Origin of the sequence: Streptomyces sp. NPDC021749 (assembly GCF_040640655.1) — a bacterium.
Classification (GTDB): domain Bacteria; phylum Actinomycetota; class Actinomycetes; order Streptomycetales; family Streptomycetaceae; genus Streptomyces.
The window spans coordinates 74,247-86,157 of the sequence record NZ_JBFACE010000033.1 but is presented as its reverse complement, the minus strand read 5'-3'; the positions used below and the strand labels follow the sequence as shown (position 1 = coordinate 86,157).

Annotated in this window: 7 protein-coding genes and 1 pseudogene; 5 read left to right on the top strand and 3 right to left on the bottom strand. The window is 72.5% G+C overall.

Annotated features, from left to right (window positions below):
• The first annotated feature begins 10 nt into the window (after positions 1–10).
• Genes AB0G35_RS27755 through ccrA form a run of 5 tightly spaced genes read left to right on the top strand, consistent with a single transcriptional unit; the run spans position 11 to position 9,426 of the window.
• A complete protein-coding gene (locus AB0G35_RS27755; RefSeq protein WP_360955109.1) occupies positions 11–4,747 on the top strand; it encodes a type I polyketide synthase in 4,737 nt (1,578 codons plus the stop codon).
• Entirely contained in the window at positions 4,747–5,460 is a 714-nt protein-coding gene (locus AB0G35_RS27750) for a class I SAM-dependent methyltransferase (protein WP_360955106.1), read from the top strand. The genes AB0G35_RS27755 and AB0G35_RS27750 overlap by 1 nt, the downstream gene beginning before the upstream one ends.
• Positions 5,461–5,494: 34 nt before the next feature.
• Entirely contained in the window at positions 5,495–6,742 is a 1,248-nt protein-coding gene (locus tag AB0G35_RS27745; RefSeq protein WP_360955103.1) for a P450-derived glycosyltransferase activator, read from the top strand.
• Positions 6,743–6,782: 40 nt separating this feature from the next.
• Positions 6,783–8,048: an activator-dependent family glycosyltransferase gene (locus AB0G35_RS27740; RefSeq protein ID WP_360955100.1), complete on the top strand. Its 1,266-nt coding sequence runs from the start codon at positions 6,783–6,785 to the stop codon at positions 8,046–8,048.
• A gap of 28 nt (positions 8,049–8,076) precedes the next feature.
• Positions 8,077–9,426 (top strand): crotonyl-CoA carboxylase/reductase, encoded by a 1,350-nt coding sequence (gene ccrA, locus AB0G35_RS27735; RefSeq protein ID WP_360955097.1) that lies wholly within the window; start codon positions 8,077–8,079, stop codon positions 9,424–9,426.
• A gap of 59 nt (positions 9,427–9,485) precedes the next feature.
• On the opposite strand, the pseudogene AB0G35_RS27730 reads toward ccrA, so the two are convergent.
• The 3 genes and pseudogenes from AB0G35_RS27730 to AB0G35_RS27720 all read right to left on the bottom strand — a co-directional run.
• Positions 9,486–9,665 (bottom strand): annotated as a pseudogene (locus tag AB0G35_RS27730) (IS30 family transposase); the annotation flags it as partial.
• 141 nt (positions 9,666–9,806) lie between these two features.
• On the bottom strand, positions 9,807–10,472 hold the full coding sequence (locus AB0G35_RS27725; protein ID WP_360955094.1) for a class I SAM-dependent methyltransferase: 666 nt from the start codon (positions 10,470–10,472) through the stop codon (positions 9,807–9,809).
• Between the two features lie 37 nt (positions 10,473–10,509).
• Positions 10,510–11,673, bottom strand: a complete 1,164-nt coding sequence (locus AB0G35_RS27720; protein WP_360955091.1) for an acyltransferase — start codon at positions 11,671–11,673, stop codon at positions 10,510–10,512.
• Between the last annotated feature and the right edge of the window lie 238 nt (positions 11,674–11,911).

Genomic DNA, 11,911 nt, shown 5'->3' with positions numbered 1-11,911 from the left:
CAGTAACGGTTTGACGGCGCCCAGTGGTCCGGCCCAGCAGAAGGTGATCCGTGAGGCCTTGGCCGATGCCGGCCTGGGCCCGGGCGATGTCGACGCCGTCGAGGCCCACGGGACGGGTACGCCGCTGGGTGACCCGATCGAGGCCGGGGCGTTGCTGGCCACGTATGGGCGGGAGCGGGTGGGGGATCCGCTGTGGTTGGGGTCGTTGAAGTCCAACATCGGGCACACCCAGGCCGCCGCGGGCGTGGGCGGTGTCATCAAGATGGTGGAGGCCCTCCGCCACGGCACGCTGCCCCGCACACTCCACGTCGACGCGCCCTCCTCGAAGGTTGACTGGGATACCGGCGCGGTGGAGTTGCTGACCGAGGCCCGAGCCTGGCCCCGGCGGGCGGACCGCAAGCGCCGTGCGGCCGTCTCCGCCTTCGGCGTCAGCGGCACCAACGCCCACGTCGTCATCGAGGAACCGCCCACCGAGGCCGCGACCGACGGCAGCGACGACGCCGGCCACGCCCCCCTGGCCGCGGCCCCCCTCCCCTGGGTGGTCTCCGCCCGCTCCGAGGACGCGCTGTGCGGCCAGGCCGACCGGCTCGCCGCCGCCGTCGCCCGCCGGTGGCCCCAGAACGACACCGAAGCGCTCACCACTGTCGCCGACTTCGGCCACTCCCTGGCCACCACCAGGGAGCCCCTGGAGCACCGAGCCGTCCTGCTGGTGAACGACGCCCGAGCTGCTCGGGAGGACCTCGCTGCCCTGTCCGCCGGCCGGACACCGGACACCGTGGTGACCGGCGTCGCCCGGCGCGGCCGCGGCATCGCCTTCCTCTGCTCCGGCCAGGGCGCCCAGCGGCTCGGCGCCGGGCACGCACTCCGTACGAGGTTCCCCGTCTTCGCCGACGCCCTCGACGAGATCACCGCGGAGTTCGACGCCCACCTCGAACGCCCCCTGCTCTCGGTGCTGTTCGCCGACCCCGATTCACCCGACGCCGCACTGCTGGACCGCACCGACTACACCCAGCCCGCGCTGTTCGCCGTCGAGACCGCGCTCTTCCGGCTCTTCGAGAGCTGGGGTCTGGTGCCGGACGTCCTTCTGGGACACTCGATCGGCGGCCTGGTGGCGGCGCACGCCGCAGGGGTGTTCTCGACGGCCGACGCCGCCCGGCTGGTCGCGGCGCGCGGCCGGCTGATGCAGGCCCTGCCCGAGGGCGGCGCGATGGTCGCGGTGCAGGCCACCGAGCAGGAGGCCGCCGCACTGAAGTCCGTCGTCGACGGCGGCGCGGTCATTGCCGCGCTCAACGGACCGCAGGCCCTGGTGCTCTCCGGCGACGAGGCGGCCGTACTGGCCGCCACCCATGAACTGGCCGCCCGGGGACGCCGTACGAAGCGCCTCGCGGTGAGCCATGCCTTCCACTCGCCCCGTATGGACGCCATGCTCGCCGACTTCCGCGCGCTCGCCGAAACGGTCACCTACCACCCTCCCCGGCTGCCGGTCGTCTCCGACGTGACCGGTGAACTCGCCACCGCCGCCCAGCTGACGGACCCCGGCTACTGGACTCGCCAGGTGCGGGAGCCGGTGCGCTTCGCCGACGCCGTGCGCACCGCGCGGGCCCGCGACGCCGCGACCTTCATCGAACTCGGCCCGGACGCCGTCCTCTCCGGCATGGCGGAGGAGTGCCTGGCAGGCGAGGCCGACACCGCGTTCGCCCCCGCGCTGCGCCGCGGACGCCCGGAGGGCGAGACCGCGCTACGCGCCGCCGCCACCGCGTTCGTCCGCGGCGCGGACCTCGACTGGGCCGCGCTCTACAGCGGTACCGGCGCGCGCCATATCGACCTGCCCACTTACGCCTTCCAGCACCGCCGCTACTGGCTCGCCCCCTCCGACGGCTCGCCCACGGCCGCCCCCGCCACCTCCGCGGGGACCGCCGTCGCGGCCACCGCGACCGTGGACGACGACGCCCTGTGGACCGCGGTGCGCGCGGGCGACGCCGCCTCGGCGGCAGTACGGCTGGGCGCCGAGGGCGCAGGCATCGAAGACCATCTGCACGCGGTCCTCCCGCACTTCGCCGCCTGGCACGACCGGCACCGCACGACCACGGAGACCGCCGGACTGCGCTATCGCGTTGCCTGGCAGCCACTCTCCTCAGACGTTGTCAGGTTCAGCCCCTCGGATCGCTGGCTGATGGTCGAGCATGGGCACCGCACGGACTCCGCGGACGCCGCGGACCGGGCGCTGCGCGCGGCCGGCGCGCAGGTGCTCCGCCTGGTGTGGCCACTGGTGGAAGCCACGGGGGAGCCGCAGAGGGAAGCGCCGGCCCGGGACGTCCTGGCGGCCCGGTTGGCCGAACTCGCGCGGAGTCCGGAGGGCTTGGCCGGCGTACTCGTGCTCCCCGATACGGGCGGAGGGATGCTCGCTGGCCGCCCGGGGCTGGACGAGGGAACGGCGATGGTGCTGCAGGTGGTTCAGGCAATGGCTGACGCCGCGCCGAAGGCCCGGGTGTGGGTGGCCACTCGCGGGGCGGTGGCGGTCGAGTCCGGTGAGGTGCCGTGCGTGATGGGCGCGCGGGTGTGGGGACTTGGGCTGGTGGCGGCTTTGGAGGCGCCGATGCAGTGGGGTGGTCTGGTCGATGTGCCTGCTGAGCCTGGAGGACGTGACTGGCGGCGGCTTGCTGCCGTCATTTCCGGTAGCGGTGGTGAGGACCAGGTAGCCGTCCGTGGTTCCGGCCTCTACGGCCGTCGCCTGCTGCCGGCAGTGCCTGGAGTGGCGCGCGGCTTGTGGCGCCCCCGGGGATGTGTGTTGGTCACCGGGGGGACCGGTGGCCTGGGCGGCCACGTGGCGCGCTGGCTGGCACGTGAGGGTGCGGAACACGTGGTACTGGCAGGACGTCGCGGTGCGGAGGCGCCGGGGGCCGGGGAGCTGGAACGAGAGTTGGTGGGGTGGGGGGCGAAGGTGAGTTTCGTGGCGTGCGATGTGAGTGATCGGGCGTCGGTGAAGGAGTTGCTGGACGGGATTGGGGGGTTGGGGGTGCCGCTGCGTGGGGTGTTTCACGCGGCGGGCGTTGCGCAGGTGACGCCGCTGGGCGAGGTGGGGCTTGGTGAGGCTGCCGACGTGCTGGCAGGGAAGACGGTGGGGGCCGAGCTGCTGGACGAGCTCACAGCGGATGCCGAGCTGGACGCCTTCGTGCTGTTCTCGTCCGGTGCAGCGGTGTGGGGCAGCGGCGGGCAGTCGGTCTACGCGGCGGCCAACGCACACCTGAACGCGCTGGCCGAACGACGCCGTGCACAAGGCCGCCCCGCCACCTCCGTCGCCTGGGGCGTCTGGGGCGGCACCGGCATGGGCGAGCTCGCCCCCGAGGGATATCTCGACCGCCACGGCCTGAACCCCCTCCGCCCGGAGACCGCCATCGCCGCCCTGCGCCAGGCCATCGACAGCGGCGACGCCACGGCGACCGTGGCCGACATCGACTGGGAACGGTTCGCCCCGGGCTTCACCGCCTTCCGGCCCAGCCCCCTGATCTCCGACGTCCCCGCCGCTCGTACGGCGCTCGCCGCCCCGCGATCCACCGACGGCACCGCCACCGCACCCGACCTCGTACGGGCGCGGCCCGAAGACCGGCCGCGGCTCGCCCTGGAACTGGTGCTCCGCCACATCGCCGCGGTCCTCGGCCACACCGAGGAGAGCCGGGTCGACGCGCGGACCCCCTTCCGGGACCTCGGCTTCGACTCGCTGGCAGCGGTGCGGCTGCGCCGCCAACTGGCCGCGGACACCGGGCTCGACCTGCCTGGCACCCTCGTCTTCGACCACGAGGACCCGGCCGCGCTGGCGGACCACCTGGCCACCCTGGTCGACACCGGGACCACCGGGCGCAACCAGGGTGCCGCACCGGCCGAAAGCGGACTGCTCGCCGGCTTCCGCACCGCCGTCGAGCAGGGCAGGTCCGCCGAGGCCGTCGAACTGATGGCGTCCCTGGCCACGTTCCGCCCCGCGTTCACCCGGGACCCCGGCACCGCGCGCCCCGCGCCCGTACTCCTCGCGGCGGGACCGGCCACCCGCCCCACGCTGTACTGCTGTGCCGGCACCGCGGCCACCTCGGGCCCCGGGGAGTACGCCGCCTTCGCCGACGGGCTGCGCGGCAGCCGCGAAACGGTCGTCCTGCCGCTGTCCGGGTTCGGCAGCCCCGCGGAACCGCTGCCCGCCTCCCTCGACGCCCTTCTCGACGCACAGGCCGACACCCTGCTGGAGCACGCCGCGGGCAGGCCGTTCGCGCTCGCCGGCCACTCCGCCGGCGCGAACATCGCCCATGCCCTGGCCGCCCGGTTGGAGGAGCGCGGCACCGGCCCCACGGCCGTCGTGCTGATGGACGTCTACCGCCCGGAGGATCCCGGCGCGATGGGCGTCTGGCGCGAAGACCTGCTCCGCTGGGCCCTCGACCGCAGCCCCGTCCCCCTGGAGGACCACCGGCTCACCGCCATGGCCGGCTACCACCGGCTGCTGCTCACCACCAGGCTCACCGCACTGCGCGCCCCCGTCCTGCTCGTCCGGGCCGCCGAGCCGCTGCGCGAGTGGCCCGCCGACGCCGGCCGAGGCGACTGGCGCTCCCAGGTCCCGTTCGCCCGGACCGTCACCGAGGTGCCCGGCAACCACTTCACCATGCTCACCGAACACGCGCGGCACACCGCGTCCGTCGTGCACGACTGGCTGGGTGCCGACCCGCGGCCAGCCGATCCCACCCTGCTCACCGGAGGAAAACACTGATGTACGCCAACGACATCGCGGCCCTCTACGACCTGGTCCACGAGGGGAAGGGCAAGGACTACCGGCAGGAGGCCGAGGAGATCGCCCAGCTGGTGCGCGCCCACCGCCCCGCCACCCAGTCGCTGCTCGACGTCGCCTGCGGAACCGGCCAGCACCTGCGCCACCTCGACGGCCTCTTCGACCACGTCGAGGGCTTGGAGCTCTCCCAGGACATGCTGGCCATCGCCACCGGCCGGAACCCGGACGTCACCCTCCACGAGGGTGATATGCGCTCCTTCGCGCTGGGCCGCCGGTTCGACGCGGTGATCTGCATGTTCAGCTCCATCGGCCACTTACGGACCACCGACGAACTCGACAGCACCCTGCGGTGCTTCGCCGGCCACCTTGAGCCCGGCGGCGTCATCGTCATCGAACCCTGGTGGTTCCCCGACTCCTTCACCCCCGGCTACGTCGGCGCCAGTGTCACCGAGGCGGGCGGGCGCACCATCTGCCGGGTCTCGCACTCCGTGCGGGAGGGGGACGCCACCCGCATCGAGGTGCACTACCTGGTCGCCGAGCCGGGCGGCGGCATTCGCCACCTCACCGAGGACCACACCATCACCCTGTTCCCCCGCGCCGACTACGAGCGCGCCTTCGAGCGCGCCGGCTGCGACGTGCGCTACCAGGAGGGCGGCTCCTCCGGCCGCGGCCTGTTCATCGGCAGCCGCCGCTGACGCGCACTCCGCCCCGAGACGACGAGAGGAACCCATGCCTATTCCCGCCACGGCGCCGGCGCCCGTGAACGCCGGCATCCGGGAGCTGGGCCGCCGGCTCCAACTGACCCGTGCCGCGCAGTGGTGCGCGGGTAATCAGGGCGACCCGTACGCGCTGATCCTGCGCGCCACCGCCGACCCCGCCCCGCTCGAACGGGAGATCCGCGCCCACGGACCGTGGTTCCACAGCGAGTTGACCGGTGCCTGGGTGACCGCGGATCCCGAGGTGGCGGCAGCCGCCCTGGCCGACCCGCGCCTTTGCACGCTCGACCGCGCCGGCCGTCGCCCGGACGAGGAACTGCTGCCCCTCGCCGCGGCCTTCCCCTGCCATGAGCGTGCCGAGCTCGCCCGGCTGCGGACGCTGGCCGCGCCGGTTCTGAGGCGCTGCGCCCCGGCCGAGGCGCCCTGCGAGGCGCGTACCGCCGCCCGTCGGTTGCTCCGCCGTCTCCTGCCCTCCGGCGGCGCCGGGTTCGACCTCGTCACCGAGGTCGCCCGGCCGTACGCCGTCGGGCTGATGCTTCGGCTCCTCGGCGTGCCGGACCACGACCGCGACACCATGGGGCGGGCGCTCGCCGGCTGCGCTCCCCAGCTCGACGCCCAGTTGGCCCCGCAGACCCTGGCCGTCGCTCGGGAATCCAGCGACGCCGTCCAGACCTTGGCCGACCGTGTCCCGGAACTCGTTGCCGAGAAGCAGCGGGCCGTCGAGAGCACCGAGCCCCGGCCCGACGACGTTCTCGCCCTCCTCCTGCGCGACGGCGTCGCGCCCCGCGACGTCGAACGGATCGCGCTGCTCCTCGCCATCGGCACCCCCGAGCCCGCCGCCACCGCTGTCGCGAACACGGTGCACCGGCTGCTGAACCGGCCGGGGGAGTGGGAACGTGTCCGCCGGACCCCGGCCGCCGCGCGGGCCGTCGACCTGACCCTGCGCGACCGGCCCCCGGCCCGGCTGGAGAGCAGGGTCGCCCGCACCGACCTTGAGCTCGGCGGGCGCCGGATCGCCGCCGACGAGCACGTCGTGGTGCTGGCCGCCGCCGGGCGGGACACTCCGGGGCCCGAGCCGCTCGGCGGCCCGGACGGGCCCCACCTCGCCCTTGCCCTCCCGCTCATCCGGCTGGCCGCCACCACCGCTGTCCAGGTCATGGCCGGCCGCCTGCCCGGACTGAAGGCCGAGGACGAGCCGCTGACCCGGCCGCGCTCCCCGGTCGTAGGCGCCCGTGCCCGCTTCCGCGTCCACCCGGGATGACCCGGCCGCCCCGTACACCCCGGCCCCCACTGGAGTCACCGTGCGCGTCCTGCTGACCTCCCTCGCCCACAACACCCACTACTACAGCCTGGTGCCCTTGGCGTGGGCCCTACGCGCGGCCGGGCACGAGGTGCGGGTGGCGAGCCCGCCCTCGCTCACCGACGTCATCACCTCCACCGGGCTGCCCGCCGTCCCCGTCGGCGACGACCGGCCCGCCGCCGAACTGCTCGCCGAGATGGGCGGCGACCTCGTCCCCTACCAGCGGGGCTTCGAGTTCGCCGAGGTGGAGCCCGCCCAGGAGACCACCTGGGAGCATCTGCTCGGCCAGCAGAGCATGATGTCCGCCTTGTGCTTCGCCCCGTTCAGCGGCGCCGCCACGATGGACGACATCGTCGACTTCGCCCGCGACTGGCGCCCCGACCTCGTCGTATGGGAACCCTGGACCTACGCCGGGCCGGTCGCGGCTCGCGCCTGCGGCGCCGCTCACGCGCGCATCCTCTGGGGCCCCGACGCCATCGGACGGTCCCGGCGGCGCTTCCTCGAAGCGCTCGCACGCGTGCCGGAGGAGCTGCGCGAGGACCCCATCGCCGAATGGCTCGGCTGGACGCTGGACCGGTACGGGTGCGCCTTCGACGAACGCGACGTGCTCGGCCACTGGGTGATCGACCCGGGGCCCCGCAGTACCCGACTGGACCTGGGACAGACCACGGTCCCCATGTGCTACGTGCCCTACAACGGGCGCGCCGTGATCGAACCCTGGCTCGCCGAGAAGCCCGACCGCCCTCGCGTCTGCCTCACTCTCGGGATCTCCGCCCGCGAGACCTACGGCCGCGACGCGGTCTCCTACTCCGAGTTGCTTCAGGCGCTGGGCCGCATGGAGATCGAGGTGGTGGCCACCCTCGACGCCTCGCAGCAGAAGCGCCTCGGCAGCCTTCCCGACAACGTCGTGCCGGTGGACTTCGTGCCGCTCGACGCGTTGCTTCCGAGCTGCGCCGCGATCATCCACCACGGCGGCGCGGGCACCTGGTCCACCGCCCTGCTCCACGGCGTACCGCAGATCCTGCTGCCCGCGCTGTGGGACGCGCCGCTCAAGGCCCAACAGCTCCAGCGCCTCTCCGCCGGCCTCAACCTGCCCGCCGCGACCCTCACGGCGCGCAGCCTGGCCGACGCGGTGCACACGGCCGTACACGACCCCGCGATCCGGGCGGGCGCGCGGCGGCTGCGCGAGGAGATGCTCGCCGACCCCACGCCCGCCGCCATCGTCCCCACGCTGGAGCGCCTCACCGCCCTGCATCGGGCGGCCTGACGCAACGACCGAACGGAGTCGATCCACCATGCCCGACAGCCATGCCCTGAGCGAGCTGCTCGCCGCGATCCGCGCGCCCGACCGCACCCCCGAGGACATCGCCGCACTGCCCCTGCCCGAATCCTTCCGGGCCGTGACCGTCCACAAAGAGGACACCGAGATGTTCCGCGGCATGACCAGCGCGGACAAGGATCCGCGCAAGTCGCTGTGCGTCGACGAGGTGCCGGTTCCCGAACTGGGGCCCGGCGAGGCCCTGATCGCGGTGATGGCCAGCTCGGTCAACTACAACACCGTGTGGTCGTCCCTCTTCGAGCCGCTGCCGACCTTCGGCTTCCTGGAGCGCTACGGGCGCACCTCGCCGCTGGCCGCCCGCCACGACCTGCCGTACCACATCCTCGGCTCCGACCTGGCCGGCGTGGTGCTGCGCACCGGCCCGGGAGTGAACGTCTGGACGCCCGGCGACGAGGTCGTGGCGCACTGTCTGTCGGTGGAGCTGGAGAGCCCGGACGGACACGACGACACCCTGCTCGACCCGGCCCAGCGGATCTGGGGCTTCGAGACCAACTTCGGCGGCCTGGCCGAGATAGCCCTGGTCAAGGCCAACCAGCTGATGCCCAAGGCCGCCCACCTCACCTGGGAGGAGGCCGCCGCGCCGGGTCTGGTGAACTCCACCGCCTACCGTCAGCTGGTCTCCCGCAACGGCGCTGGCATGAAGCAGGGCGACAACGTGTTGATCTGGGGCGCCAGCGGCGGTCTGGGCTCGTACGCCACCCAGCTCGCCCTCGCCGGCGGGGCCAACCCCGTCTGCGTGGTCTCCAACCAGCGCAAGGCCGAGGTGTGCCGGGCCATGGGCGCGGAGGCGGTCATCGACCGCTCGGCCGAGGACTACCGCTTCTGGAGCGACGAGCAGACCCAGGATCCGCGGGAGTGGAAGCGGTTCGGGGCCCGCATCAGGGAGTTGACCGGTGGCGAGGACGTGGACATCGTCTTCGAGCATCCCGGCCGGGAGACGTTCGGGGCGTCCGTCTACGTAACCCGCCGGGGCGGCACCATCGTCACCTGCGCCTCCACCTCCGGCTACCGCCACGAGTTCGACAACCGCTATCTGTGGATGCACCTCAAGCGCATCGTCGGCACCCACTTCGCCAACTACCGCGAGGCATGGGAGGCGAACCGCCTCGTCGCCAAAGGGAAGATCCACCCCACCCTCTCCTGCACCTACCCGCTGGCCGACACCGCGCTCGCCGTCCACGACGTGCACCGCAACGTCCACCAGGGCAAGGTCGGCGTGCTGTGCCTGGCCCCGACGGAGGGGCTGGGCGTGCGCGACGAGGAGATGCGCGCGCAGCACCTCGACGCGATCAACCGATTCCGCTGACCGGTCCTCGCCCCGAGGCCTGTCCGCCGCTCGCCCCGGAGGGCACCTCAAGACGCCGATCAGGCCGCAAGCAGTTCATGCAGGCGCTCGGCTGGGGTTTCCCAGCCGAGCGTTTTGCGTGGGCGGCCGTTGAGTTCGGCGGCGACGGCACGGAAGCAGACAAGGACGCCGGTGGCGAGGGTGAACGGGCCGTGGACGGCCATCTCGCTTCCCTGGTCCCCGTCCAGGGTTCGTGGGAGGGAGATGGCCGGCTTCCCGGCACGTATGGTCAGGCGTGGTGAAACACCGGGACGGCCCGGAAGGCGCCGTCACCGCGACAAGCGGTGCCAGCGCCTTCCTCTGTGTGGCGTCCGAGTCGTAGCGGCACCGGGCCGCGGCACTCACTCCCGCCGTCGGGCGAGGGTGATCCCGTCGGCGACGGTCAGCAGGGCGATGTCCACGCGCTCGTCGTCGCGCAGCAGGTCGTTGAGCGTGCGCACGGCCACCGTGTCGGGGTCGTCGGCGGCCGGATCGGCCACTCGGCCGAAGAACAGGGTGTTGTCGATCGCCACCAGCCCGCCGGGGCGGACCAGTGCCAGCGCCTGCTCGTAGTAGTGCGGGTACCCGGCCTTGTCGGCGTCGACGAAGACCAGGTCGAACGCCCCGTCCCCGTCGCGCTCCCGCAGCTCGGCGAGTGTCCGGGCGGCGTCGCCGATGCGCAGGTCGATCAGGCCGTCCACTCCGGCGCGCTGCCAGAACGGGGCCCCTATCCCTGGCCACTTGTCGCTGATGTCGCAGGTGACGATCCGGCCGTCGGCCGGCAGCGCCCGTGCCATGCACAGCGTGCTGTAACCGGTGAACGTCCCGATCTCCAGCACCCGCCGGGCGCCGAGGAGCCGGATCAGCAGACCGAGGAACTGCGCCTCCTCGGGCATGATCTGCATGGCGCGGCCCCCGGGGAGCTGCGCGGTCATCTCGTGCAGTTCCCGCAGCAGGCCGTCCTCCCGCAGAGCGACGCTTCGGGCGTAGTCCAGCAGCGCGGGGCTGAGAGTGGTCTGGTCTGCCACGCTCACAGTCCTTTCCAGGAAAGCTTGTTCGGCGACGTCAGGCGCGGGTGAGTTTCGGAGCCGCGTCGGTGGCGGGGTCCGGTGCGGTGGCGACCGGTCGGCGGCTGCCGAGCAGGCGCATGCAGGGGTTCTCGACGACGGTGTGCAGCAGCCCACCGGCCAGGATCGCGACGGCCAGCATCGCCAGGGCCAGCGCACCCGCGCCGGCGGTGCTCCACTGGCGCGCGTAGCCCAGTTCTCCGCCCATCAGCCGGTGCCCGTAGCGGATGACCATGAAGTGAACCAGATAGAAGGCGAAGGACCACTCGCCCAGCCGCACCAGTACCGCCGAGCGCAATCCGGTGCGCAGGCCCCGCACATCGGCATGGGCCAAAGCGGTGATCAGTAGTGCGGCGGGCACGATGGAGCACGCGGCGATGGTGAACATCGGGGGCACCACCTGGGTGACCCCGTAGGACGCGGCGAGCAGCAGAGCGGAGGTCACCACTCCGGGGCCCCGCCACACGCCCGCGCGGAGGATCAGTGCCATCACGATGCCGAGGATGAACTCCAGCATCCGCACCGGCGGCAGCCAGCAGGCGAACCACAGCTCGTTGAGCGGCATTCCGGGGGCCGTCTCGGCGCTCGCCGGGAACTGGCTCGTCACGAACGGCACACAGATCACGGCCACGGCAATACCGGCGGCGCACCACCACAGCCGCCGTACCGGAATCTTCCGCACCAGCCGATACCACAGCGGGAACGTCAGATAGAAAGCGAATTCACAGGAAAGCGACCAACTCGGGGTGTTGAACCCGGCGATAATCGTGGGCTCGGGAAGCCAGGACTGCACCAGCAGAAGGTCGGGAACCAGGCCGTCCCAAACCGACCCACCGGGCAGAGTCGGCTCCGCGAGGGAGAAAATGATGATGCCCGCAATGAGGAAAGTAACGAGGTGCAGGGGGTAGATCTTCGCGAACCGGCGCCGCCAGAAAGTCGTGACAGAGTCCTCGTCACGGGCTGCCCACGCCAGAACGAACCCGCTGAGCAGGAAGAAGACCGAGACCGCGATCGAACCGAGCGTGGTGATGTGCATCAGTGCGGTTCCGACCTGCTGGTCAGCGAAGAATTGCTGCTGGGCAATGTGACAGGTGAATACCGCTAAGGCCGCGAACCAGCGGAGGCCGGTGAGCGACGGCAGGCGGACGACACGAGGAAGCATCGGTTGCTCGCTCTCCTTCTGGAGGGGGAAAAGTGAGGCCGGGTGACCGCAGAGAACGGGTCAGGGCAGTCTGCGGCGCGGGCAATTCGGCCACAACGCGGAGATGACACAGTCAACGGCCGACGGTACGGAAAACCGGCGCCCGATGAACCTGACAAAGTCGATCTTGCCGGTAATGGGGTCGATTCATAGCATTGGCCGTCGCAGTCCCACGCTGTCGCGACACCCCACAAACATG

Coding starts and splice junctions, on each gene's coding strand:
- AB0G35_RS27750 (WP_360955106.1), top strand. CDS start 4,747: ATGTACGCCAACGACATCGCGGCCCTCTACGACCTGGTCCACGAGGGG.
- AB0G35_RS27745 (WP_360955103.1), top strand. CDS start 5,495: ATGCCTATTCCCGCCACGGCGCCGGCGCCCGTGAACGCCGGCATCCGG.
- ccrA (WP_360955097.1), top strand. CDS start 8,077: ATGCCCGACAGCCATGCCCTGAGCGAGCTGCTCGCCGCGATCCGCGCG.
- AB0G35_RS27720 (WP_360955091.1), bottom strand. CDS start 11,673: ATGCTTCCTCGTGTCGTCCGCCTGCCGTCGCTCACCGGCCTCCGCTGG.